At 63.9% G+C, this 22907-nt stretch carries 22 protein-coding genes; 15 read left to right on the top strand and 7 right to left on the bottom strand.

Annotated features, from left to right (window positions below):
- Nucleotides 1–41 precede the first annotated feature (41 nt).
- Nucleotides 42–1040: a cobaltochelatase subunit CobS gene (gene cobS, locus NHAM_RS02580; RefSeq protein WP_011509092.1), complete on the bottom strand. Its 999-nt coding sequence runs from the start codon at nucleotides 1038–1040 to the stop codon at nucleotides 42–44.
- 281 nt (nucleotides 1041–1321) lie between these two features.
- Here cobS and NHAM_RS02570 point away from each other — a divergent pair, with 281 nt between their 5' ends.
- Nucleotides 1322–1978, top strand: coding sequence for a DedA family protein (locus NHAM_RS02570; RefSeq protein WP_041357616.1), 657 nt, complete (start codon nucleotides 1322–1324; stop codon nucleotides 1976–1978).
- Between the two features lie 10 nt (nucleotides 1979–1988).
- On the opposite strand, the gene NHAM_RS02565 is transcribed toward NHAM_RS02570, so the two are convergent.
- Entirely contained in the window at nucleotides 1989–2639 is a 651-nt protein-coding gene (locus NHAM_RS02565) for a J domain-containing protein (protein ID WP_041358643.1), read from the bottom strand.
- Between the two features lie 111 nt (nucleotides 2640–2750).
- Here NHAM_RS02565 and NHAM_RS02560 point away from each other — a divergent pair, with 111 nt between their 5' ends.
- The 3 genes from NHAM_RS02560 (at nucleotide 2751) to NHAM_RS02550 (ending at nucleotide 4851) form a co-directional block, all read left to right on the top strand.
- Nucleotides 2751–3026 carry a BolA family protein gene (locus tag NHAM_RS02560; protein ID WP_041358641.1) on the top strand — a complete coding sequence of 92 codons (276 nt, stop codon included), beginning with the start codon at nucleotides 2751–2753 and terminating at the stop codon, nucleotides 3024–3026.
- A 358-nt stretch (nucleotides 3027–3384) separates the two neighbouring features.
- Nucleotides 3385–4518: a DUF2336 domain-containing protein gene (locus NHAM_RS02555; RefSeq protein ID WP_011509088.1), complete on the top strand. Its 1134-nt coding sequence runs from the start codon at nucleotides 3385–3387 to the stop codon at nucleotides 4516–4518.
- Nucleotides 4519–4521: 3 nt separating this feature from the next.
- Nucleotides 4522–4851 (top strand): PilZ domain-containing protein, encoded by a 330-nt coding sequence (locus NHAM_RS02550; protein WP_011509087.1) that lies wholly within the window; start codon nucleotides 4522–4524, stop codon nucleotides 4849–4851.
- Between the two features lie 163 nt (nucleotides 4852–5014).
- Here the strand turns inward: NHAM_RS02550 and NHAM_RS02545 are convergent, their stop codons facing one another.
- The 3 genes from NHAM_RS02545 to NHAM_RS02535 form a co-directional block, all read right to left on the bottom strand.
- On the bottom strand, nucleotides 5015–6367 hold the full coding sequence (locus tag NHAM_RS02545) for a hemolysin family protein (protein WP_011509086.1): 1353 nt from the start codon (nucleotides 6365–6367) through the stop codon (nucleotides 5015–5017).
- A 188-nt stretch (nucleotides 6368–6555) separates the two neighbouring features.
- Nucleotides 6556–7707 (bottom strand): 3-dehydroquinate synthase, encoded by a 1152-nt coding sequence (gene aroB / locus NHAM_RS02540; RefSeq protein WP_011509085.1) that lies wholly within the window; start codon nucleotides 7705–7707, stop codon nucleotides 6556–6558.
- Nucleotides 7704–8378 (bottom strand): shikimate kinase, encoded by a 675-nt coding sequence (locus NHAM_RS02535; protein ID WP_011509084.1) that lies wholly within the window; start codon nucleotides 8376–8378, stop codon nucleotides 7704–7706. The genes aroB and NHAM_RS02535 overlap by 4 nt, the downstream gene beginning before the upstream one ends.
- A gap of 301 nt (nucleotides 8379–8679) precedes the next feature.
- Between NHAM_RS02535 and NHAM_RS02530 the strand changes: the two genes are divergently transcribed.
- The 4 genes from NHAM_RS02530 to NHAM_RS02515 all read left to right on the top strand — a co-directional run bounded on the left by NHAM_RS02530 (nucleotide 8680) and on the right by NHAM_RS02515 (nucleotide 12685).
- Nucleotides 8680–8826: a hypothetical protein gene (locus NHAM_RS02530; protein ID WP_011509083.1), complete on the top strand. Its 147-nt coding sequence runs from the start codon at nucleotides 8680–8682 to the stop codon at nucleotides 8824–8826.
- 16 nt (nucleotides 8827–8842) lie between these two features.
- Entirely contained in the window at nucleotides 8843–9802 is a 960-nt protein-coding gene (xerD, locus tag NHAM_RS02525; RefSeq protein WP_011509082.1) for a site-specific tyrosine recombinase XerD, read from the top strand.
- A gap of 211 nt (nucleotides 9803–10013) precedes the next feature.
- Nucleotides 10014–10976, top strand: a complete 963-nt coding sequence (locus NHAM_RS02520; protein ID WP_011509081.1) for an acetyl-CoA carboxylase carboxyltransferase subunit alpha — start codon at nucleotides 10014–10016, stop codon at nucleotides 10974–10976.
- Nucleotides 10977–11221: 245 nt separating this feature from the next.
- Nucleotides 11222–12685, top strand: coding sequence for a L,D-transpeptidase family protein (locus NHAM_RS02515; protein ID WP_041358639.1), 1464 nt, complete (start codon nucleotides 11222–11224; stop codon nucleotides 12683–12685).
- A 290-nt stretch (nucleotides 12686–12975) separates the two neighbouring features.
- On the opposite strand, the gene secA is transcribed toward NHAM_RS02515, so the two are convergent.
- Nucleotides 12976–15831 (bottom strand): preprotein translocase subunit SecA, encoded by a 2856-nt coding sequence (gene secA, locus NHAM_RS02510; protein ID WP_011509079.1) that lies wholly within the window; start codon nucleotides 15829–15831, stop codon nucleotides 12976–12978.
- 575 nt (nucleotides 15832–16406) lie between these two features.
- Here secA and NHAM_RS02505 point away from each other — a divergent pair.
- The 3 genes from NHAM_RS02505 (at nucleotide 16407) to NHAM_RS02495 (ending at nucleotide 19246) form a co-directional block, all read left to right on the top strand.
- Entirely contained in the window at nucleotides 16407–17333 is a 927-nt protein-coding gene (locus NHAM_RS02505; RefSeq protein WP_011509078.1) for a peptidylprolyl isomerase, read from the top strand.
- Between the two features lie 89 nt (nucleotides 17334–17422).
- Entirely contained in the window at nucleotides 17423–18664 is a 1242-nt protein-coding gene (gene argJ, locus NHAM_RS02500) for a bifunctional glutamate N-acetyltransferase/amino-acid acetyltransferase ArgJ (protein ID WP_041358637.1), read from the top strand.
- Between the two features lie 129 nt (nucleotides 18665–18793).
- Nucleotides 18794–19246 carry a (deoxy)nucleoside triphosphate pyrophosphohydrolase gene (locus NHAM_RS02495; RefSeq protein WP_011509076.1) on the top strand — a complete coding sequence of 151 codons (453 nt, stop codon included), beginning with the start codon at nucleotides 18794–18796 and terminating at the stop codon, nucleotides 19244–19246.
- Between the two features lie 132 nt (nucleotides 19247–19378).
- Here the strand turns inward: NHAM_RS02495 and NHAM_RS02490 are convergent, their stop codons facing one another.
- The gene (locus NHAM_RS02490; RefSeq protein ID WP_430707694.1) at nucleotides 19379–20281 is read right to left on the bottom strand and encodes a methyltransferase domain-containing protein; all 903 of its coding nucleotides are present in this window, start codon (nucleotides 20279–20281) and stop codon (nucleotides 19379–19381) included.
- A gap of 199 nt (nucleotides 20282–20480) precedes the next feature.
- On the opposite strand from NHAM_RS02490, the gene NHAM_RS02485 reads away from it, so the two are divergent.
- Genes NHAM_RS02485 through NHAM_RS02470 form a run of 4 tightly spaced genes read left to right on the top strand, consistent with a single transcriptional unit; the run spans nucleotide 20481 to nucleotide 22906 of the window.
- Nucleotides 20481–21293: a ComF family protein gene (locus NHAM_RS02485; RefSeq protein ID WP_011509074.1), complete on the top strand. Its 813-nt coding sequence runs from the start codon at nucleotides 20481–20483 to the stop codon at nucleotides 21291–21293.
- Nucleotides 21294–21345: 52 nt separating this feature from the next.
- The gene (locus tag NHAM_RS02480) at nucleotides 21346–22227 is read left to right on the top strand and encodes a carbon-nitrogen hydrolase family protein (RefSeq protein ID WP_011509073.1); all 882 of its coding nucleotides are present in this window, start codon (nucleotides 21346–21348) and stop codon (nucleotides 22225–22227) included.
- Nucleotides 22224–22466: a DUF1178 family protein gene (locus NHAM_RS29180; protein ID WP_011509072.1), complete on the top strand. Its 243-nt coding sequence runs from the start codon at nucleotides 22224–22226 to the stop codon at nucleotides 22464–22466. Before NHAM_RS02480 ends, NHAM_RS29180 begins: the two co-directional genes overlap by 4 nt.
- Nucleotides 22463–22906 (top strand): DUF1178 family protein, encoded by a 444-nt coding sequence (locus tag NHAM_RS02470; RefSeq protein ID WP_011509071.1) that lies wholly within the window; start codon nucleotides 22463–22465, stop codon nucleotides 22904–22906. The genes NHAM_RS29180 and NHAM_RS02470 overlap by 4 nt, the downstream gene beginning before the upstream one ends.
- Nucleotide 22907: the final 1 nt, after the last annotated feature.

Genomic DNA, 22907 nt, shown 5'->3' with positions numbered 1-22907 from the left:
TGCGCAGCAGTTGCTGCGCCTGGGGGAGAGCGAAGATAAACTCAGCTCAGCGCCACGTTGACCGCCGATTCCGCCAGTTCGACGTTGAAGCAGCGCTGATAAAACTCGGCGACCAGCGGGCGCTCGAGTTCGTCGCACTTGTTGAGGAACGTGACGCGGAAGGCAAAGCCCAGGTCGTTGAAGATCTCGGCGTTCTCCGCCCAGGTGATGACCGTGCGCGGGCTCATCACCGTGGAGAGATCGCCGTTGGCGAAGGCGTTGCGCGTAAGATCCGCAAGCCGCACCATCTTGCCGACGGTGTCGCGGCCTGCCGACGTACGGTAGTGCTTGGCCTTGGCCAGCACGATCTCGACCTCGTTGTCGTGCGGCAGATAGTTCAGCGTGGTGACGATGTTCCAGCGATCCATCTGCGCCTGATTGATCTGCTGGGTGCCGTGATAGAGGCCCGACGTGTCGCCGAGACCGATGGTGTTGGCGGTCGAGAACAGGCGGAACGCCGGATGCGGCTTGATGACCCGGCTCTGGTCGAGCAGCGTCAGGCGGCCCGAGGATTCCAGCACGCGCTGGATCACGAACATCACGTCCGGACGGCCGGCATCGTATTCGTCAAAGCACAGCGCCACATTGTTCTGGTAGGCCCACGGCAGGATGCCGTCGCGGAATTCGGTGATTTGCTTGCCGTCCTTGATCACGATCGCGTCCTTGCCGACGAGATCGATACGGCTGATGTGACTGTCGAGATTGACGCGCACGCAGGGCCAGTTCAGCCGCGCCGCCACCTGCTCGACATGGGTCGATTTGCCGGTACCGTGATAGCCGGTGACCATGACGCGACGGTTCCTGGCGAAGCCGGCGAGAATTGCGAGCGTGGTCGCACGATCGAAGCGGTAGTCCGGATCGACATCGGGCACATGCGGATCGGCTTCGGAATAGGCGGGGACTTCGAGATCACTGTCGATCCCGAACACCTGCCGGACCGACACCTTCATGTCTGGCAAACCGGCGGGGGTTTCAGTTTTGGGCATGGCGGCGGTCGTCATCGATCCTCCGAGGTTCGGGGCGCGCTCCCGAAACCAGAACTGCGCATGGCTGCGGATGAGGGGCTCACACGAAACTAGCAGAGAGCGGCGGCCGGCAGAAGCCCATCGCACAATCAAAGTTCCGCTGGGATATCATCAAGATAGGCACACACTGCGGATTTTGAAAGGCTGCCCTGCGAATCAGGGCGCGTTCGGGCAAAATTTGCTGCGGCAAGCGATTGAACCGAAGATCACCGACGGCATTTGACTCAGGCGTCAGCGAACTGCGCGAGGACGATTTCGTGACTGACTACGTAGCGCAACTGACCGGCCTCGTCTCCGCCCACGCCGGGCTCGCCTATCTCACCGTCTTTCTTGCCGCGCTGCTCGAGGCCATCCCGGTGTTCGGTTCGGTGATCCCGGGATCGACGATCATTCTGGCGCTGAGCGCCCTGATCGGCGGCGGCGAGCTGGAATTCCTGCCGGTCATGCTGGCCGCTATCATCGGGGCGGTCATCGGCGACGGCAGCGCGTTCTGGATCGGGCATCGCTCGCAGCGGGACATCCTCAGCGCCTGGCCGCTGGCGCGCTATCCCGGCGTGGTCGCGCAAAGCGAGGCTTTTTTCAATCGTTACGGCACGCTCGCGGTGTTCCTCGCCCGCTTCGTAGCGCCGGTCCGCGCCTTCGTGCCGCTGACGGCCGGCGCGCTGGGGATGCCGCCGCAGCGCTTCTACGGCGTGAATATCGCCGCAATCGTCCTCTGGGCTTCGGCCCATATCCTGCCCGGGATAGTGGCGGTGTCGGTGCTGCACCGCTATGGCGGCATCGATCACCCCGCGGCGCTGGTGCGCCACTACTGGCTGCCGACCGTTCTTGGCGCCGGACTGATCGCAGGACTCGTGGTCTGGTACGTCCGCCGCCGGCGCGGCATCAATGCGCCGGTGAAGCGACAAGCCTGATCATGGCGGCTCAGGCGCCGCGCACCACCGTCTTCAGGTAATTATACGCCTTGATGATCTCGATCAGGCGATCCTCCGTCGAGCGGTCGCCGCCGTTGGCATCGGGGTGATGCTGCTTCACCAACAACTTGTATTTCGCCTTGACGGTTTCGAGCGTGGCGTCGGCGCCGAGTCCCATCACCTGCAGCGCTTTACGCTCGGCGTTGAAGATCTTGCGCGTCTCGGGTTTGGCTTCGGCCCCCGACCCCGGACCGGGACGCCACTTTCCACGGCCATTGAGTTCGCCGAACACGCTGAAGGGATCGGCCATGCCCTCGAGATCGATGTCGCCGGTCTTGCCTTTGCCCTTGGTGCCGTTGGCGCCCATTTTCCAGGTCGGGCGGTGACCGGTCAGAGCATCCTTCTGATAGCGCGCGACCGCGTCCGCGTTCATGCCCTGAAAGAAATTGTAGGACTGGTTGTAGGCGCGGACATGGTTCAGGCAAAAGTGGAAATACTCGCGCTCGTTGCCACGGCCTTTCGGCGCGCGGTGCGATCCCTTGTTCTGACAGTCCGGCCACTCGCAGCCGACCGCTTCCTCGCGCACGCGCGGCTGCTTCGCACCGGCCCGGGTGGGCTTGATGCGGATACTGTCGAAGAATTTCGATGCATCGATCGGCATGACCATGTTTGACTACGCAATGCTCCACGCTTCAAGTCTTGACATCGCATTTATTCCGTCGGGCTTGCGCTCCATTGACGGACGCGAGCGATGGGCGTTAAGTCGCTCGCCATGAGCCTCAAGGATAGCATCACAAAGAAGCTAAGCGAAGCTTTCACGCCAGAGAGCCTCGACGTTGCCGATGAATCACATCTCCACGAGGGACACGCGGGCCATCGGCCAGGCGGCGGAACGCATTTCCGAATTAATATTGTATCGCGGGCGTTCGAAGGGAAGGGCCGGGTCGATCGCCACCGCATGATCAATATGCTGCTGGCGGAGGAACTGGCGGGCAGCGTCCACGCGCTGGCGATCCGGGCGCTGACGCCGGGCGAACAGGGGCGCTGAACGCGGGGCAGCGCAACGCCCTTCGGATTTCCCGATTGAACGTCACCACGCCGGCACGGAAACAGCCGACCTCGCGCGCAAGCTCTTCGTTGGAAACTGGATATCGCTGAAACCTGGATGTCCGAGGCTGGCCGGCAAGGCTCGTCGGAGTCCCGCGCCCAACGTATACCGCCGACGGTCTGCCTCCCGCTTACCCAAAGCTCACGGCTGAAACCCGTGCAATTGCAGAATCTCGAGTTCGCTTTATCGGATATTAACCTGCGCCTAAGAACATCGGAGCGAAATACCTCCGCCGTTACGGCAAAACGCGAACGCAACGAAGCGTTACGCGCGCTCGGATTTGACTTGCGGGATCATCATGTCCGAAACAGCCTCAACGGCGCTCATCGTGGAACTGGAAAGTGCGGTCAAGGGCGGCACATCCGAGCGTCGGCTCCAGATGCTTCGCCAGGTCACCGACCTGTTCCTGTCCGACGCCGACCGGCTCAACGAAAACCAGATCGGCGTCTTCGACGACGTCCTCGTCCGGCTCACGGAGCAGATGGAGGCGCGCGCGCTGGCGCAACTCAGCACCACACTTTCGGGATCAAGTCATGCTCCGAAGGAGACCGTCCGGCAGCTTGCATATCATCAGGAAGTGTCCGTCGCAGCGCCGGTTCTGTCAAAGTCCGCCAGACTGTCCGAAGGCGACCTGATCGCGATAGCGAATCTGCGCGGACCGCAGCACCTGCTGGCGATTTCAAGCCGGAACGCCTTGAGCGAGGGCGTGACCGACGTCCTGCTCAAGCGCGGCGACTCGCACGTCTCCCACGCACTGGCCAGGAATACGGGCGCCCGCTTTTCCGAATTCGGCTACGCCACCCTGGTCGAAAGCTCCGCAAAAGACGACGCGCTCGCCGAGAAGCTCGGACTGCGGATGGACATTCCGATCAAGGTGCTGCGCGAGCTTCTGTCCAGAGCCGGCGCGGCGGTTCGCGACCGCCTGCTCAAGGCCGCGCCGCCGGAGCTGCGAGCGAAGATTCAGGAGGCGATCCAGTCGGTCGTCGAGCAAATCGTCGCCCCGGCTCTCGCGCCGATCGACTACACGGAATCGGAGGCGATGGTGCTTGCCCTGAACCGGGCGGGAAAGCTCGGCGATCAGACCATCAACCGATTTGCGACCCAGGGCGAGTATACCCACATCGTTGCCGCGCTCTCGCTGTTGACCTCGGTGAAAATCGAAGCGATCGAGCCGCTGATCGCCAATCCCCGTCCCGACGGATTGATCGTTGCCTGCAAGGCCTCCCGGCTGGACTGGTCGACGGCCAACATGATCCTGCGCAATCGCCCGCATTGTCGTCCCCTCACCAGGCAGGAACTCGATGATGGCCGGGAGGTGTTCGACACACTCTCGCTGTCGTCAGCGCAACGCACGATCCGGTTCTGGTCCGCGCGCGGCTCGGCGAGGAAAGCCGATGCGCCGGATACGGCGGTTGCCATTTCGGATATCTGAGCCATGGGCTGGAACAACCGAAAAGCGGATCGGGTGACGTTCGCCACCGGCTACTCCGTCCTGATGATGGGGATCGACGGAACATGGCAACGGCCCTGCACCCTGCTGGACATCTCGAACAGCGGCGCGTTGCTTCAGGTGAAGGATTCGATCGAAGGACTGAACCTCAGGGAATTCTTCCTGCTGCTATCCTCGACCGGCCTCGCCTTTCGCCGCTGCGAGCTCGTCCGCGTCAATGGCGACGAGATCGGCGTCAAATTCGCTGAGGACAGGGTTCCCGCCAAGAAGGCCGGCAAGAAGAAAAGCCGCGCGCTCGCCAGATCCGATTCGTGATCAGGTCGGCCTCCGCGATCCCAATCCGACGTTCGCACACCGCAACAGGACCGTTAGAGTATTTTCCGGCTAAGCGGTATCCGATCCGCGTATTCTGATCGCAAAACCGATATCCATCCTCGGGTCAAGCCCGAGGACATGCTGCGCTCGAAACCGCTCTAGACTAGAACGCCGTTCCCGCCCGCCTCGGCCTGTTCTCCATCGCCTCCGCTTCGCGCGGCACCGGCTGAATGCGCAGCGCGGTGATGCGGTTGCGCTCGCGCCGCAAAACCCTGAAGCGAAAACCGTGAAACGTAAAATTCTGGCCGCGCTCGGGGATCGAGCGTGCCTCGTGGATCACGAGGCCCGCGATCGTGGTCGCCTCCTCGTCTGGAAGATGCCAGTCCATGGCGCGGTTGAGATCGCGGATCGGCACCGAACCGTCCACCACCACCGATCCGTCGGCCTGTTGCCGAACGCCGGCCACCACCACGTCGTGCTCGTCGGAGATGTCGCCGACGATCTCCTCCAGAACGTCTTCCAGCGTCACCATGCCCTCGACCTCGCCGTATTCGTCGACCACCAGCGCGAAGTGGGTCTTGCGGCGGCGAAACGCCTTGAGCTGATCGGAGACCGGACGCATTTCCGGCACGAACCACGGCGGCAACGCGAGCGCGCTGGCGTTGATGCGCGCGATATCGCCTTCGCTGGCGCAGATCGCCCGCAACAAATCCTTGGCATGGAGCACGCCGACGATGTTTTCCGGCTTGTCGCGCCAGAGCGGAACGCGGGTGTATTCGCTGGCCAGCACCTCGCGCACCAATTCCTCCGGCGGCAGGTCGGCATTGACCGTCACCATCGCCGTGCGGTGAACCATCACATCCGACACCGCGAGATCGCCGAAGCGGAACACGTTCTGGATGTATTCGGCCTCGCCGCTTTCGATTCCACCGTATTCGGCGGATTCGCCGACCAGTCCTTCGATCTCCGCGCCGCTCAACACCTCATGTTGCGAGAGTTCCTTGACGCGAAGCGCGCGCAGGATGGCGCGCGAGGCCGAATTGAGCAGCCAGTTCAGCGGATAGAACAGGACATAGGACGCGTGGAGCGGATAGGCGATCCATTGCGACACCGGCTCCGGCTGGCGGATCGCCAGCGTCTTCGGTACCTGCTCGCCGATCACGATGTGCAGCGACGAGAACACAAGAAATCCCGTAAGGAACGAGATCAAATGCAGCGCCGATTGCGGCATGCCGAACGGCCGCAGCAGGGGTTCGAGCAGCGCCGCCACCACCGGCTCGCCGACCCAGCCGAGGCCGAGCGAGGCCATGGTGATGCCGAGCTGGCAGCAGGCGAGATAGGCCTCGATGTTGCCCATGATGTCGCGCACCAGCCGCGCGCCGAACGCGCCGCGTTCGACCATGGCCTTGACGCGAAAACCACGGCTCTTCACCAGCGCGAATTCGGCAGCAACGAAGAATGCATTGGCGGCAAGCAGCAGCACCGCGAGCAGTATCTGGAAGAGCGTCGAACTCATTGCGGTCCCATGACCATGCCAAACTCGTGGAATGAATTTGACATTTGCGACCCGCCTAGCCGTACGTCCCGGACGCGAGTGTCAAATTCAAAACTCCACCAGCAACTTATGTTGCTAGTGGTCGTTAGATTCCGAAGTTCGCATCATAAAGGTTGCTGCAAGGACATGCGAACTTCGAAATCGGGACACTAGGCCGGCGCGTCGGCGAGCTTGCGGGCAAGAAAATCGCGCACCGTCGATGGTTCGACATCGGATGACACCACCGCCTGACCGATCGCCTGCAGCAGGATAAAGGTCAGCCGGCCGCGCTTCACCTTCTTGTCCTGCGCCATCAGCGCCATCAGCCCGTCCGCGTCGGCCAGGCCCTCCTGCCTGAAGCCCGCGATGTCCTGCAAGCGCGTCGGCAGACCCGCCGTCGCCAGATGCCGCCGGATGCGGGCCACATCGGCATCCGCGATCATGCCGAGCTGCGCCGAAAGCTCGGCGGCGAGTACCATGCCGATCGACACGCCCTCGCCGTGATAGAGCCGGTCGGAAAATCCGGTCGCGGTTTCCAGCGCGTGGCCGAAGGTGTGGCCGAGATTGAGCAGCGCACGCTCGCCGGTCTCGCGTTCGTCGCGGGCGACGATGGCCGCCTTGGCGCGGCAACTGGCGGCGACCGCGGACTCGCGCGCCGCGCTGCCCTTGACGATGTCCGCATGGTTGGTTTCCAGCCACGCGAAAAACGCCTCATCGCCGAGCAAGCCGTATTTGGCGACCTCGGCGTAGCCGGCGCGGAACTGGCGCGGCGACAGCGTATCCAGAACCGCGGTGTCAGCGACGACCAGGATCGGCTGATGAAAGGCGCCGACCAGGTTCTTGCCCTGCGGCGAATTGATGCCGGTCTTGCCGCCCACCGACGAATCCACCTGGGCCAGCAGCGATGTCGGCACCTGCACGAAATCCACGCCGCGGCGGACGATCGCGGCGGCAAAGCCCGCGAGGTCGCCGACCACGCCGCCGCCGAGCGCGACGACGAGATCGTTGCGCTCGATCCTGGCCTTGATCAGTTCCTCACAGACAAATTCGATGCCCTCGTAGCTCTTCGAGACTTCCCCTTCGTCGACGACAATCCGCGAGGTTGCGATGCCGGCACCGAGCAGCGACGCCTCGGTCGCGCGCAGCCAATGGGTCGCAACATATTCGTCGGTGACGATCGCCACCCGCGCGCCGGGACGCAGCGCGGCGATCCGTTCGCCGAGCGACGGCAAGATGCCCCGGCCAATGACGATGTCGTAGGATCGGTCGCCGAGCGCGACATCGACCGTGACCGGGTCGGAATTTTTCAGCGGAGCGCTCATCGCGTGGTGCCAAATCCTTTGGTGTCAAATCCTTCGTCAGGTCGTTCGTCGCGAGCCCCTGGCGGTTTCAGCTCCGTGGTTCCGCCGCGACAAAGCCTGCCGTGAAGCAGGTCGATGCATTCATCGACGATTCTTTCATACGGCACGTCACACGAGACAACCATGATATCCGCCAGTTGATAGACGGGCTCGCGCTCGGCGATAAGACGCCCGATCGTCGCGGCGGGATCAGCCGTTTGCAGCAGCGGCCGATCGGCGCGGCGCCTAACCCGGCGCAGGATCACCTCGGCGTCCGCCTTGAGCCAGATCGAGATCGCCCGCTCGCGGATGCGCGCGCGGGTCTCCTCGCGCAGCACGGCACCGCCGCCGGTCGCGAGCACCAACGGACCGCCGCTCAACAGCCGCGCGATCACCCGCGCTTCGCCGTCGCGGAAATGCGGCTCGCCGTGAGTTTCGAAAATTTCGGGAATCGACATTCCGGCAGCGCGTTCGATCTCGGCATCGGCGTCGACGAACCGCATCGCCAGACGCGTCGCCAGACGCCGCCCGATCGTGGACTTTCCGGCCCCCATCATGCCGACAAGCACCAGCGAACGCCCGCCGAGCGCCGCGACGATCGCGGCCTCCGTGGGTGTGCCGGCACCGGCCGGTGAAACGGTCTCTGACGTCAAAAGACACCTGTCGGAACACGGTTGCACATGGATTTGACATTCGCACCCCCGTCCGCGACTTCCGGACGCGAATGTCAAATCCAAAGCTCCACGAGCAAGATTTAACTTTCCAGCGGTTCCTCTAATTCCGACACCCGATAAGGACATTCGCTGATGCCTGCGTCGGAATTGGACCGCTCCTCCTCACCAGCTATACTACCCTCGTCGAGGGGGTTGCCAGAGACTCTTGCACCTGGCCTTCGAACATGTTGGTACTCGTTGCGTTCGCCCCAAAGGTTAATATCGCGCCCCGGGACCGCAAATGCCCAGCCTGCTCCGCTTTCTGACTGTCGTCGCGGCGCTCGGCGCGATCGGCTACGGCGTGATTTTCGCGCTGGCGAATTTCGTCAACCCAACCCCGCGGGAAATGACCGTGACCATCCACCCGGACAAATTTCTCAAGAAATAGCTGCTACGCTTGCGGCATGAAAACCGACAAAACCTCCGACGCCAAACTGACGAATCTGTTCCTCGACATGCTGGCGGCCGAGCAGGGCGCCGGCGACAACACGCTCGACGCCTACCGCCGCGACCTTGAGGATCTTTCGGCGTTCCTCACGCGCGTGGGGCAGACCTTCGTCACCGCCGGCACCCAGACGCTGCGGGACTATCTCGGCGATCTCGACGTCAGGGGCTTCAAGTCATCGAGCGTCGCACGCCGTCTGTCGGCGATGCGCCATCTGTTTCGCTTTCTGCTGAGCGAACGCATCAGAAGCGACGATCCCGCGGCCATCCTGTCGGGTCCGAAGCGCGGACGGAGCCTGCCGAAAGTGCTGTCGATAGCGGATGTCGACCGCCTGCTCGCATGCGCGAAAGCCGCGATGGAAACGCCGGACGCCTCACCCGCCCGGCGATTGCGCGCCGCGCGACTGTATTGCCTGCTCGAAGTGCTCTACGCCACCGGCCTGCGCGTGTCTGAGCTGGTCTCGCTGCCGCTATCGGCCGCGCGGCGCGATGCCCGCATGATCGTGGTGCGCGGCAAGGGTAACAAGGAACGGCTGGTGCCGCTGAACGAGGCGTCGCGGCAGGCGATGGCCGATTATCTCGCCGCGATGGCCGATCGGCGCGGTGCGGACAAGGCCGTAGCAGTGCAGCCGAAGTGGCTGTTTCCGTCGTTCGGCGAAAGCGGCCACCTGACGCGCCAGCATTTTGCGCGCGAGCTGAAGGAACTCGCGGCGGCGGCCGGTCTCGCGCCCCGTCTGGTCTCGCCGCACGTGCTGCGTCATGCCTTCGCAAGCCACCTGCTGCATAACGGCGCGGACCTGCGAATCGTGCAGACCCTGCTCGGCCACACCGACATCTCGACCACGCAAATCTACACGCACGTCGTGGAAGAGCGGCTGAAAAGCCTGGTGCGCGATTTGCACCCGCTGGCGGAGGCCTGATGGCGCCGTCACAGCAAGCCCAATTCTTCTTCCAGTCGCTTCGGACTGCCTTGACACCAGCGCGATCAGCCGCGAAAGAGCGCTGCGCAGTCCCGCCCGCGACCGACCCTAGTGCCCGCCGCAAAATCTCCTAAACGCTTGAATTAAAGGTTTTTTTCCCACCCTCGCCGATAGATTTCGCCCCCGGGCGTCTTCGCCCTATATTGCTGGAATGCCGGACCCCATGCGCAGTTACCTCGATTTCGAAAAACCCGTCGCCGAACTCGATTCCAAGATCGACGAACTCCGTGCGCTCGCCGCCTCCGGCAGCGACATCGGCGAGGAGATTTCGAGCATCGGGGACAAGGCCGCGCAGGCGCTGAAGGATCTCTATGCCAACCTGACGCCGTGGCAGAAAACCCAGGTGGCGCGCCACCCGCAGCGGCCGCACTTCTCCGATTTCATCAAGGGCCTGATTACCGAGTTCACGCCGCTGGCGGGCGACCGCAAGTTCGGTGAGGACGAGGCGCTGATCGGCGGCTTCGGCCGCTTCCGCGGCGAAAGCATCTGCGTCATCGGCCAGGAAAAAGGTGCAACCACCGAGAGCCGGCTGAAGCACAATTTCGGGATGGCGCGGCCGGAAGGCTACCGCAAGGCGGTCCGGCTGATGGACATGGCCGACCGCTTCGACATTCCCGTGCTGTCGCTGGTGGATTCCGCCGGGGCCTATCCCGGTATCGGCGCCGAGGAGCGCGGTCAGGCCGAGGCTATCGCGCGCTCGACCGATACCTGCCTGTCGCTCGGCGTCGCCAATGTCGCCGTCATCATCGGCGAGGGCGGCTCCGGCGGCGCCATCGCGATCGCGACCGCCAGCCGCGTGCTGATGCTGGAACATGCGATCTATAGCGTGATCTCGCCGGAAGCGGCGTCGTCGATTCTCTGGCGGGACAGCAGCAAGGCGCAGGAAGCCGCGACCAACATGAAAATCACCGCGCAGGACCTGCTGCGGTTCGGCGTGATCGACGCCATCCTCAAGGAGCCGCCGGGGGGCGCCCATCGCGATCCGGCAGCGACCGTCGCGCTCACCGGCGACGCCATCGCCGAGGCCTTCAACGATCTGCGCAATCTCGACCGCGACACGCTTCGCAAGCAGCGCCGCCAGAAATTCCTCGACATCGGGCGCAAACTGGGCTGAGAAACGCCGCATTTTTTGGCGGTCGCCGCAAATCAGGACTTTTTCCGGGTCCTGCCCGACCGCCCTAATTCAGCCCCGCCCGGAATATTTAACCTCCGTTCACCATCTCCGCCTTGGACCCTGTCGTCCCGGCTGACCCGGCTTGCAGGGCCGCAGGCTTAAGGATAATATTTGATTCAATGGCTTGGGGCACGGACGCCATGGATTTGGGGTACAGTTTTGCCCGTTGCTTGCGGAGCTTTGCTTTGATCCGGCGCACGATCGTTCGCGCGGTCATGATGTCGGCCGTGCTGGCGTCCGGCGCGTTTCTTGCCGGCTGCAATGGCAACGACGCTTCACTTGCGAGCAACGCCAAGGCCAACCAGCCCGTTCCGCCAAAACTCGTCGCCGCCATGACCGAAAAGGACATGGAGCTGCAGTCGCCGATCCTGATCCGCCTGTTCAAGCAGGAAGCCGAGCTCGAGGTCTGGAAGCAGAACCGCTCCGGCAAGTTCGCCTTGCTCAAGACCTACCCGATCTGCCGCTGGTCCGGCGATCTCGGCCCGAAGACGCGCGAAGGCGACCGCCAGGCGCCGGAAGGGTTCTACAGCATCTCGCCGGCGCAAATGAATCCGCGCTCCGCCTACTATCTCTCATTCAATACCGGCTATCCCAACGCCTTCGACAAGTCTCTGGGGCGCACCGGGTCCGAGCTGATGGTGCACGGCGACTGCTCCTCGCGCGGCTGCTATGCCATGACCGACGAGCAGATCGCGGAAATCTACGCGCTCGGCCGCGAGTCGTTCTTCGGCGGCCAGCACGCCTTCCAGTTTCAGGCCTATCCGTTCCACATGACGCCGGTGAATCTTGCGAAACACCGCAACAATCCGAACATGCCGTTCTGGAAAATGATCAAGGAAGGCAGCGATCACTTCGAGGTCACGCATCAGGCGCCGAAGGTCGAGTTCTGCGAGCACAAATACGTATTCGATCCGGCACCGCCGCCCGGCTCCACCAGGCCGCTGGAGTTCAATGCCTCGGCGGCGTGCCCGGCCTATGTGGTCCCCGACGACATCGCGAGCGCCGTGCGCGAGAAGCAGCAGCGGGACAATGCCGAGCTCGCCAAGCTGATCTCGAAGGGAACGCCGGTGGCCAAGCTCAACACCGGGATCGACGGCGGCATGAACCGCGTGTTCGCCGCCAAGCTCCCGGAGGGGCAGACGGGGCTGTCGGATCCGGTTGAACCCGGCCTGAAAAACACGGCCTTCTCGCCGGCGCCAGGCACTATTCCGCCGACCGTCAATCCGCCGCGCGGTTCGGCAGCGGCAACGGTCGCGACCTCATTCGAACCGGAGGCCGACGTGACGAGGCCGTCGTCATCGCTGCTCGCTCCCTCCCCACCCAACAACATCTTCACTAACCTCGCCAGCAAGATCGGTTTCGGAGCCGCCGACACCACCGCAACGACCAGGCAGCCCGCTCCCGCCAAGCCGAAGACGGCCACTCCGGCGCGCAGCGCTCCGCATGGCCCGACCGTTGCGGCGAAGCACGCTGCGCCCAGGAAGACGACCGAAACGGCGGCTGGCAAGGTGGCCAGGCCCGAGCACGTCGCGACCGCGCGGCCGCCGTCCAAGCCCGCGGCCGCCACGGATGCGCCGACCCCCAATCCGGGTGCAGCGCCGGTGGCGTCAACGGGTTCGTTCGACAGCCGCTTCTCGGCATTCCGGTAACTGATGGCGGTCATGCCCGCGAAAGCGGGCATCCAGTATTCCAGAGCACAGATAATAGGCGCAGATATCACGATGTACTGGATCATCCGCCTTCGCGGATGATGACGACATCGATATGCACTGGTGCCGCCCCTCCCCATTTGGCGCAGCAATCGCTTCGCTTTGGGCCTTTTCGTCTCGGATGGAATAAGAAGCGAGGCTCTATGATTTTGATTTGACGCGTTTTCTTCACGCGAACCGGTATCCACTTCGCTCGAAAACGCTCTAGGGGGAACCGCCCGCCCTCAGGCTTAGCGGCCGTGGCAATGCTTGTACTTCTTGCCCGAGCCGCAGGGACAATCCTCATTGCGGCCGACCTTGCCCCAGCTCGCGGGATTGCCCGGATCGCGGCTGGAACGGTCCGCACTCACCACCGGCGCCAGAGAGGCCTGGGCAAAATTACCTTGAGCAAACGCCATCTCGTCCTCGCCGGTATGGGGATCGAGCTTGTGAACTTCCATCGCGGGCAGCACCGGCTGCTCCTCCTCCGGCGGCACGATCTCGACGCGCATCAGTTGTCCCGTCACCGCCTCGCGTAGATGGGCAATCAGGGCCTCGAACAGAGAGAAGGCTTCCGACTTGTATTCCTGCAACGGATCGCGCTGGCCGTAACCGCGCAGGCCGATGACCTGGCGCAGATGATCGAGCATCACCAGATGCTCGCGCCAGAGGTGATCGAGGGTCTGCAGCAGGATGGTTTTCTCGACGTAGCGCATGACGTCGGGACCCCATTGCCCGACCTTGGCCGCCATATGCTCGTCGACGCGGTTCTCGATCCGCGACAACAACTCCTCGTCGGCGATGCCCTCTTCCGCGGCCCATTCGTCGACTGGCAGATCGATGTCGAGCACGCGCCTCAGCTCTTCTTTCAGGCCGGCGACGTCCCATTGCTCGGCATACTGGTTTTCCGGCACGTGCTTGGTGACGAGGTCGTCGACGAACGCATGGCGCATGTCGGCGACGGTTTCCGCGACGCTTTCGTTCATCATCAGATCGACCCGCTGATCGAAGATCACCTTGCGCTGGTCGTTCTGCACGTCGTCGTATTTCAGCAAGTTCTTGCGGATGTCGAAGTTGCGCGCCTCGACCTTCTGCTGCGCCTTCTCCAGCGCCTTGTTGATCCAGGGATGCGTGATCGCCTCGCCGTCCTTGAGGCCGAGCCGCTGCAGCATGGTGTCGAGCCGGTCCGATCCGAAAATCCGCATCAGGTCATCTTCCAGCGACAGGAAGAATTTCGAGCGGCCCGGATCGCCCTGGCGGCCGGAGCGGCCGCGCAACTGGTTGTCGATGCGGCGCGACTCGTGACGTTCGGAACCGATGATGTAGAGCCCGCCGGGCCGGGTCACGGTCTTGGCCGGCTTTGAGCCCTTGGCCGGCTCGATCTCGACGACATCCTCGGCCTTGAGCACCATGTCCCGGAAGCGTTCGATATCGGCCTTGATTTCCGCGATCTTCGCGTCCTTCTCGGCCTCGTCGGCGAGGTCGGCGGTCTCGAACTGGGCGCGCATCTCCAGCGAGCCGCCGAGCTTGATGTCGGTGCCGCGGCCAGCCATGTTGGTCGCGATGGTGATCGCGCCGGGCACACCGGCTTCGGCGACGATATAGGCTTCCTGCTCGTGGAAGCGGGCATTCAGCACTGCGAACAGTTTTGCCGGCTTGCCGGCGCGGGCTGCCGCGTACAACTTCCGCATCGATTTGGGATCGCCGAAGTCGATCAGCTTGTAGCCGTTCTTCTTCAGATAATCGGCGAGCACTTCCGATTTCTCGATCGAGGCGGTGCCGACCAGCACCGGCTGCATCCGGGCGTTGGCGCGCTCGACCTCGGCCAGGATCGCGGCGTACTTCTCGTTCTGGGTCCGGTAGACCTCGTCGTCCTCGTCGAGGCGCGCGATCGGCAGGTTGGTCGGGATTTCGACGACCTCGAGCTTGTAGATGTCGGCCAGTTCGTCGGCCTCGGTCAGCGCCGTGCCGGTCATGCCGGAGAGCTTCTTGTACATCCGGAAATAGTTCTGGAACGTGATCGAGGCCAGCGTCTGGTTCTCCGGCTGGACCGTGACGTGTTCCTTGGCTTCGAGCGCCTGATGCAGGCCTTCCGAATAGCGGCGGCCCTGCATCATGCGGCCGGTGAACTCGTCGATGATGACGACCTCGTCGTCGCGGACGATGTAGTCCTTGTCGCGCGTGAACAGCGAGTGCGCGCGCAGCGCCTGGTTGATGTGGTGGACGACGGAGACGTTCTCGACGTCGTAGAGCGAATCGCCCTTGAGCTGGCCGGCGTCGCGCAACAGCGTCTCGATCTTCTCCATGCCGGCTTCGGTCAACGCAACCGTGCGCTGCTTTTCGTCGACCTCGTAGTCAGCCACCTTCTCGAGGTTCGGCATGAAGGTGTCGATGGTGTTGTAGAATTCCGAGCGATCGTCGAGCGGGCCGGAAATGATCAGCGGCGTCCGCGCCTCGTCGATCAGAATCGAGTCGACCTCGTCGACGATGGCGTAGAAGTGCTCGCGCTGGACCATGTCCTCCAGCCGGTATTTCATGTTGTCGCGCAGATAGTCGAAGCCGTATTCGTTGTTGGTGCCGTAGGTGATGTCGCAGGCGTAGGCCGCCTTGCGCTCGACATCGTCGAGACCGTGGACGATCACGCCGGTGGTCAGCCCGAGGAAGGTGTAGATCTGCGCCATCCAGCCGGCGTCGCGGCTGGCGAGATAGTCGTTGACGGTGACGACGTGGACGCCCTTGCCGGCGAGCGCGTTGAGATAGACCGCAAGGGTGGCGACCAGCGTCTTGCCTTCGCCGGTCTTCATCTCGGCGATGTCGCCCTCGTGCAGCACCATGCCGCCGATCAACTGCACGTCGAAGTGGCGCTGACCGAGGGTTCGCTTGCCGGCCTCGCGCACGGTGGCGAAAGCGGGAACGAGGATGTCGTCGAGGGTCTTGCCGTCCGCGAGCTGCTGCCTGAATTCGGCGGTGCGCGCCCGCAGCGCCTCGTCAGACAGCGCGGCGATTTCGGGCTCGAGGCCGTTGATGGCTTTGACGCGGGCCTGGTATCCCTTGACCCGCCGATCGTTGGCGGAACCGAAAAACTTGCGGGCAAGCGCGCCGATCATGCCAAATTCCTGTCTTCGCGGTTCGGCGTTGCAGCCATGTGGTGGTCTCCTAAGTATCCCGAATCCGAAGTTCGCCTTATTCTGCAGCGCCTTCCGTAGCGAACTTCGGATTCATAGGGACACTGGCAAGTTTGTGGTTCTAGTGCGGTTTGGGTTCAGAAGTCCGCTTACAGAACTCGCCGCGACCCACGAAGCGAACTTCGGAACACCACACTAGCCGCCTATCAACTCAACTCATCGTGACGCATCAGGGCTGGGTGACGCATCAGGGCTGAAAATCCCGGAAGCCGAGCATCCGCGTCATGGGTTGGGTTTCGGCGACCCGGGGCTCAATCGCAAAAGCACAGCCAAAACCCGCCTTTGCTGTCGGCCCGGCTCGGCAGAGATATGGCCCACCCCGTGGGTTGTCAACGGTCGCCGGACCGCCGATCCGAAGCGCCCACGGCGGAAACCGCGTCCGCCCGCCTGTCAGGGAATTCATGATTTTGACAGAGTTTTCGCGTTGCCAAGGCCGGATGATTGAGCGAGTGTCCGCCGTCCCAAAAAACCCTCCTCCTGGAGATCAAGGACTTCCCATGACCACCTCATTGCCCGCAACGAAACACAGCCTGCGCGTTCGCCTGGCCTTGTCTGCCCTCGGCGGCTGCCTGGCCTTGACCCTGCTCGTCGGCACGCCGGTCCGCGCAGATGATTTGAATCCCGTGCTGGCAAAGGTCAACGGCTCGGAGATCCGCCAGAGCGACGTCAATGTTGCCGAAGAGGAATTGGGCCCGGGCCTCGCGCAGATGGACCCGGCGGCCAAACAGGAGAACGTGCTGTCGTTCCTGATCGACATGAAGATCATCGCCAAGGCCGCCGAGGACAAGAAGATTGAGAACAGCGAGGACTTCAAAAAACGGCTCGCCTTCGCCCGCGACCGTCTGCTGATGGACAAGCTGCTGGCGTCCGAAGGCAAGGCGGCGATCACCGACGAGGCCATGAAAACGGTCTATGCGGACGCCTCCAAGCAGATCACCAGCGAAGAGGAAGTGCATGCCCGCCACATCCTGGTGCCGACCGAGGAGGAGGCCAAGAAGGTCGAGGACGAACTGAAGAAGGGCGCGGACTTCGCCGAACTCGCCAAGAAGGAATCCAAGGATCCCGGCGCCTCCGACGGCGGCGACCTCGGCTTCTTCACCAAGGAGCAGATGGTGCCGGAATTTTCCAAGGTCGCCTTCGCGCTGGAGCCTGGCAAGATTTCCGATCCGGTCAAGACCCAGTTCGGCTGGCACATCATCAAGGTCGAGGAGAAGCGCGCCCGCAAGGCCCCCGCCTTCGATCAGGTGAAGCCGCAGATCGAGCAGTTTGTGACGCGCAAGGCGCAGGCCGACTACGTCGCCAAGCTGCGCGAGACGGCCAAGATCGAGCGCCTGGACAAGCCGGCCGAACCAGCGAAGGCCGGCGGGGACAAAACCGGCCCCGCCAAACCCGCCAACGGCAAAACGGCGCCGGCGAAGAAGTAAATCTGCGATTTCGTCATGCGCGGGCTTGACCCGCGCATCCATCTCATTTGATGGATTGCCGGATCAAGTCCGGCAATGACGAGAAAGCCATGTCCACCGCCATCTCCCCCCTCGCTCCGACCGATATCCCGGACATGCCCGCGATCGCAGGCGTTCGACTGGCGACCGCCGCGGCCGGCATCCGCTACAAGGGCCGCACCGACGTGCTGCTGGCACTGCTGGACAAGGGCACGACGGTGGCCGGTGTGTTCACCAGATCCAAATGTCCGTCGGCGCCGGTGGAGTGGTGCCGCGCGCTATTGAACAGTAGGAGTGCGCGGGCGCTGGTGGTGAATTCCGGCAATGCCAACGCCTTCACCGGCAAGACCGGACGGCAATCGACCAAACTGACCGCCGACATCGCCGCCAAAGCGGCCGGGTGCAAGGCAACCGATATCTATCTCGCCTCGACCGGCGTCATCGGCGAACCGCTCGACGCCACAAAATTCAACGGTGTGCTGGAGACACTGGCGCGCGACGCCGCGCCCGATCGCTGGATGGACGCGGCCCGCGCCATCATGACCACCGACACCTTTCCCAAGGTTGCGACCGCCAGGGTGAAACTCGGGCGGGCGACCATCACCATCAACGGCATCGCCAAGGGCGCCGGCATGATCGCCCCCGACATGGCGACCATGCTGTCGTTCGTCTTCACCGACGCGCCGATTTCGGCAGCGGCATTGCAATCGCTGTTGAAGAGCGGCGTCGAGGACACCTTCAACGCCGTCACCATCGATAGCGATACCTCGACCTCCGACACCCTGCTGGCATTCGCGACCGGGGCCGCGAGCGCCCACGGCGCGCCGAAAATCTCCCGCGCCAGCGATCCGCGTCTGAAAGCCTTTGCCAAAGCGTTTCACGGCGTGCTGGCCGATCTGGCCGAACAGGTGGCGCGCGACGGCGAAGGGGCGCGCAAGCTGGTCGAGGTCATCGTCGAGGGTGCGACCTCGAAGCAGTCGGCGCGCAGGATCGCCAAATCGATCGCCAATTCGCCGCTGGTGAAGACCGCGATCGCCGGCGAGGACGCCAACTGGGGCCGCGTGGTGATGGCCGTGGGCAAAGCCGGCGAGCCGGCCGATCGCGACAAGCTCTCCATCGCCTTCAACGGCATCCGCGTCGCGACCCGCGGCGCGCGCGACGCATCCTATGATGAAGCGGAGGTCTCGGCGGCGATGAAGAGCCCGACCATCCAGATCAAGGTGGCGCTCGGCCTCGGCAAGGGCCGCGATCGCGTGCTGACTTGCGACCTCACCAAGGAGTATGTCGCCATCAACGGCGATTATCGGTCGTGAGGATTCGGTCTCCGCAGCATCGCTTTCCGTCATCGTCCGCGAAGGCGGGCGATCCAGTATTCAATGTCGCCAAAGCTCGGCACTCGACCTTGATTTCTCGGTATACTGGATGCCCCGCCTTCGCGGGGCATGACGCAGGATTGGGTCGACTCTCCCCCTCGCCCTCCAGAGGAGGGTAAAGTGAAACTCACCCTCGTCGTCGCCTGCGCGTTGATCGATGTCGACAACCGCGTGCTGATCGCGCAGCGCCCGGAGGGCAAGCAGCTTGCCGGCCTGTGGGAGTTTCCCGGCGGCAAGTTCGAGCCCGGCGAGCGTCCCGAGCAGGCGCTGATCCGCGAGCTGTGCGAGGAACTCGGGATCGTAACGCAGGAGGCCTGCCTCGCGCCGCTGACCTTCGCGAGCCATGCCTATGAGAGCTTCCATCTCTTGATGCCGCTCTACATCTGCCGGCGCTGGCAGGGCGATGTGACCCCGAAAGAGGGGCAGGCGCTGAAGTGGGTGCGCGCCAACAAGCTGCGCGACTATCCGATGCCGCCGGCGGACATCCCGCTGATCCCGCCGCTGATCGATTTGCTGATGTAAGTTGGCGCCGCAACGCTGTTGCCGTCATACGCGGGCATAGGCGCGAAGCGCCGTTTCCCGCGCCTGTGACCCGCGTATCCATCCACCTTGAAGAAGAGGGGTGGATTGCCGGATCAAGTCCGGCAATGACGCTCAATCCTGCTTCGGCCCGCGCCCCTTCACCGCTTCCTCCAGACTCGCCTTCGCCGAGCCCGGCTGCAACGGCTTCTGCTGGCTCTCATGCGGCGCCCAGCCCGACAGCCAGACGATATCGAAGGTCGCGCGGATGCGGCCGTCGGGGTCAGTGAAGCGCTCACGATAGATTTGCGCCATCCGCAGCAGCGTCGCACGGCGCAACGGCGTCCGCCGCCGCTCGGCCAGAACATTCGTCGCACCCATGCCGCGTAGATCGTGCATCAGCCCGAAGGCATCGTCATAGCGCACCACGACGCGATCGACGTCCGTCACCGGCAGCGCGAAGCCGGCGCGTTGCAGCAGCGCACCGGCATCGCGGAGGTCGGCGAACGGCGCGACGCGCGGCGAGATGCCCCCCTCAAGCTCGGACTCGGCGGCGGCGAACGCCTGACGCAGTTCGGTCAGCGTCTCGCCGCCGATGGTGGCGGCGAGCAGCAATCCGTCCGGCTTCAGCGCGCGGCGAATCTGTGCCAGCACGCCCGGCAGATCGTTGACGAACTGGAATGCGAGTCCGGAGACAGCGAGATCGAGCGATTCCGGCGGCAACCCCAGGGCATCGCTCTCGTCGACGGGAAGATCGACGGACGCGGTGTCAGTGACGCGCGCCGCGAGCGCGCCGCGCACCTGATCACCGGGCGTGCCGATATCCGCCGCGTGTTGAAACACCCGCAATACGGCCTGCAGGCGCTCCGCCATATCCTCCGCGACGCGGTCGAGCAGAAACGGCACCGCTCCGATTTTGGCGGCGCGGCGCTGGCGCACGCGCAGCAAAGCACGGTCGAACAGAACGGGCGGCGATGACGGGTTCGGAGCCATGCGGCTTGGTACGCCGATCTCCCCGCCACTGGCAATCGGAAGCATTCGCCAACGGTCGTCCCTGCGAACGCAGGGACCCATACACCCTGCCCTTTGCGACTACGGAAATGCGTTTGCCTCGCTGCAAAGCCGAAAATCCTCGGCGTATGGGTCCCGGCGCATGCTCGCAAACGCTCGCTGGCCTGGACGACATGACGCGCGAGATTGCTTGAGCGCGGTCAAATCGCGCGCTAGCCTTTCGTCCATGGATGCCTCAACGGACGGCCAGGCGCCGCCCCGAGCCAATCCGCTGCGCGCCGCATTGCTGGCCTGCTACGGTGTCGTCTCCCACGCGGCGCGAACGGCGCTCGACGTCGCGCTGCCGACACTCTGCGTGGCCTGCCGCGAACCGGTCGCGGGCGTTGGCGTCTGTGCGGATTGCTGGACCAAACTGTCGTTCATTGAACGGCCCTATTGTCCCCGTCTCGGCACCCCCTTTGTTTATGATCCCGGCACAAACATGCTGTCGATGGAGGCGATCGCCAATCCCCCGGCCTATCAGCGTGCCCGCGCCGCGGTCCGCTACGACGACGTCGCCAAGGTGCTGGTCCATGCCCTGAAGTATCAGGACCGCACCGACCTCGCGCCCGCGATGGGCCGCTGGATGGCGCGCGCGGGCACCGAATTGCTGGACGGCGCCGACGTTCTGATCCCGGTGCCGCTGCATTGGCGGCGCGGCTGGAGCCGCCGCTACAACCAGTCCGGTGCGCTGGCGCGCATCATCGCCGGACAGTCCGGCGTTCCGATCGTGCCGGACGCGCTGCGGCGCATCCGCCCGACCCGGCAACAGGTCGGATTGTCGAAAAACGACCGCGCCCGCAATGTGCAGGGCGCGTTCAAGATCGCGACCGAGCGCACCAGTCGGATCCAGGGCCGCCGGGTCATCGTGATCGACGATGTCCTGACGTCGGGCGCGACGGTGGATGCCTGCGCGCGCGTCCTGCTGCGCGCTAAAGCCGCACAGGTGGACGTGCTGGTGTTCGCCCGGGTTGTCGACACCATGAAAGCTCCCATATAATTGAGGCTCGGACCCGAAGCCTTGTTCCTGCTCGCGGGCGAAAGGCAACGACATGGACACCGAGACCACGTTCATCGCGGCGATGGTTCAGATGCGGGCCGGTCTCTTGCCGGAGCCAAATCTCGATCAGGGCGCAAGGCTGATCCGCGAGGCAGCGGCGCAGGGCGCAAGCTTCGTGCAGACCCCCGAAGTCAGCAACATGATGCAGACCAATCGCGTTGCATTATTCGAGCATCTCCGGAGCGAGGATGACGACCGCTCGCTCGCCGGCTATCGCGATCTGGCGCGCGAATTGGGAATCCATCTCAACGTGGGCTCGCTGGCGTTACAGGCCACGCCCGAGAAAGCCGTCAACCGCTCGTTCCTGATCGGACCGTCCGGCGACATCCTCGCGCGCTACGACAAGATCCACATGTTCGATATCGATCTCGGAGGCGGCGAAAGCTATCGGGAGTCCGCCAACTATCAGCCCGGAGAGACCGCCGTGATAACCGATCTGCCCTGGGGCCGACTCGGCATGACGATCTGCTATGATGTCCGCTTTCCGGCGCTGTACCGCGCGCTGGCGGAAGCCGGCGCATCGTTCCTCACCGTGCCCTCGGCCTTCACCAAAAAGACCGGCGAGGCGCATTGGCACACGCTGCTGCGCGCCCGCGCCATCGAGAACGGCTGCTTCGTGTTCGCCGCCGCCCAGGCCGGGCTGCACGAGAACAACCGCGAAACGTTCGGCCATTCGCTGATCGTCGATCCCTGGGGCACGGTGCTGGCCGAAGGCGGCGGCACCGAACCCGGTATCGTGCTGGCGACGATCGACCCGGCCAAAGTCGCGACCGCGCGTAAGACCGTACCCTCGTTGCAGCACGGGCGACGCTTTTCCATCGTCGATCATAAGGCGGCGAGTGACCATTTGCATCTTGTGCGAGGCTCGGCATGATCCGCTACAACCTGCGCTGCGAGCGCGGCCACACCTTCGAAAGCTGGTTCCAAAGCTCGTCGTCCTACGACTCGCAAGTCAAACGCAAGCTCGTCACCTGCGCGGTCTGCGGTTCGGCGAAGGTCGAGAAGGCGATCATGGCGCCGCAAATCGCCGGCTCCAAAAAGCGCCGCACGCCGAGGCTCGCGGCCGCTCCCGCATTCATGGTGGACGACCCTCCCGAGCGAGGTTCGGCATGATCCGCTACAACCTTCGCTGCCACCGCGGCCACAGCTTCGAAAGCTGGTTCCAGAACTCGTCGGCCTACGATTCGCAGGTCAAGCGCAAGCTCGTCACCTGCGCGGTCTGCGGCTCGACGAAGGTCGAGAAGGCGATCATGGCGCCGCAAATCGCCGGCTCCAAAAAGCGCGGCGGGCCTGTGCCTGCGGATTCGTCCATGCCGGCGACGATGGCGCAGGAGCGCGAGCTACGCGCCGAGCTCAGGGAACTGCACGACCATCTGGTGAAAAACGCCGACAACGTCGGCACGCGATTTCCCAAAGAAGCCCGCAAAATGCATTACGGCGATATCGAGCATCGCCCGATCTACGGCGAGGCGTCGCCGGAGGAAGCGAAATCCCTGATCGAGGAAGGCGTCGAGGTCGGGTCGCTGCCGGTGCTGCCGGACGACCGGAACTGAC

The organism is Nitrobacter hamburgensis X14, from assembly GCF_000013885.1.
Taxonomy (GTDB): domain Bacteria; phylum Pseudomonadota; class Alphaproteobacteria; order Rhizobiales; family Xanthobacteraceae; genus Nitrobacter; species Nitrobacter hamburgensis.
This window is presented reverse-complemented; position numbering and strand designations above follow the sequence as displayed.

What these genes read in the sequence shown, in the direction of transcription:
- NHAM_RS02545 (WP_011509086.1), bottom strand. Translation starts at nt 6,367, where the DNA reads ATGAGTTCGACGCTCTTCCAGATACTGCTCGCGGTGCTGCTGCTTGCC.
- NHAM_RS02565 (WP_041358643.1), bottom strand. Translation starts at nt 2,639, where the DNA reads ATGCCGATCGATGCATCGAAATTCTTCGACAGTATCCGCATCAAGCCC.
- NHAM_RS02560 (WP_041358641.1), top strand. Translation starts at nt 2,751, where the DNA reads ATGAGCCTCAAGGATAGCATCACAAAGAAGCTAAGCGAAGCTTTCACG.
- secA (WP_011509079.1), bottom strand. Translation starts at nt 15,831, where the DNA reads ATGATCGGCGCGCTTGCCCGCAAGTTTTTCGGTTCCGCCAACGATCGG.
- NHAM_RS02470 (WP_011509071.1), top strand. Translation starts at nt 22,463, where the DNA reads ATGATCCGCTACAACCTTCGCTGCCACCGCGGCCACAGCTTCGAAAGC.
- NHAM_RS29180 (WP_011509072.1), top strand. Translation starts at nt 22,224, where the DNA reads ATGATCCGCTACAACCTGCGCTGCGAGCGCGGCCACACCTTCGAAAGC.
- NHAM_RS02485 (WP_011509074.1), top strand. Translation starts at nt 20,481, where the DNA reads ATGGATGCCTCAACGGACGGCCAGGCGCCGCCCCGAGCCAATCCGCTG.
- NHAM_RS02520 (WP_011509081.1), top strand. Translation starts at nt 10,014, where the DNA reads ATGCCGGACCCCATGCGCAGTTACCTCGATTTCGAAAAACCCGTCGCC.
- cobS (WP_011509092.1), bottom strand. Translation starts at nt 1,040, where the DNA reads ATGACGACCGCCGCCATGCCCAAAACTGAAACCCCCGCCGGTTTGCCA.
- aroB (WP_011509085.1), bottom strand. Translation starts at nt 7,707, where the DNA reads ATGAGCGCTCCGCTGAAAAATTCCGACCCGGTCACGGTCGATGTCGCG.
- argJ (WP_041358637.1), top strand. Translation starts at nt 17,423, where the DNA reads ATGTCCACCGCCATCTCCCCCCTCGCTCCGACCGATATCCCGGACATG.
- NHAM_RS02550 (WP_011509087.1), top strand. Translation starts at nt 4,522, where the DNA reads ATGGGCTGGAACAACCGAAAAGCGGATCGGGTGACGTTCGCCACCGGC.
- NHAM_RS02555 (WP_011509088.1), top strand. Translation starts at nt 3,385, where the DNA reads ATGTCCGAAACAGCCTCAACGGCGCTCATCGTGGAACTGGAAAGTGCG.
- NHAM_RS02480 (WP_011509073.1), top strand. Translation starts at nt 21,346, where the DNA reads ATGGACACCGAGACCACGTTCATCGCGGCGATGGTTCAGATGCGGGCC.
- NHAM_RS02495 (WP_011509076.1), top strand. Translation starts at nt 18,794, where the DNA reads ATGACGCAGGATTGGGTCGACTCTCCCCCTCGCCCTCCAGAGGAGGGT.
- NHAM_RS02530 (WP_011509083.1), top strand. Translation starts at nt 8,680, where the DNA reads ATGCCCAGCCTGCTCCGCTTTCTGACTGTCGTCGCGGCGCTCGGCGCG.
- NHAM_RS02505 (WP_011509078.1), top strand. Translation starts at nt 16,407, where the DNA reads ATGACCACCTCATTGCCCGCAACGAAACACAGCCTGCGCGTTCGCCTG.
- NHAM_RS02490 (WP_430707694.1), bottom strand. Translation starts at nt 20,281, where the DNA reads ATGCTTCCGATTGCCAGTGGCGGGGAGATCGGCGTACCAAGCCGCATG.
- xerD (WP_011509082.1), top strand. Translation starts at nt 8,843, where the DNA reads ATGAAAACCGACAAAACCTCCGACGCCAAACTGACGAATCTGTTCCTC.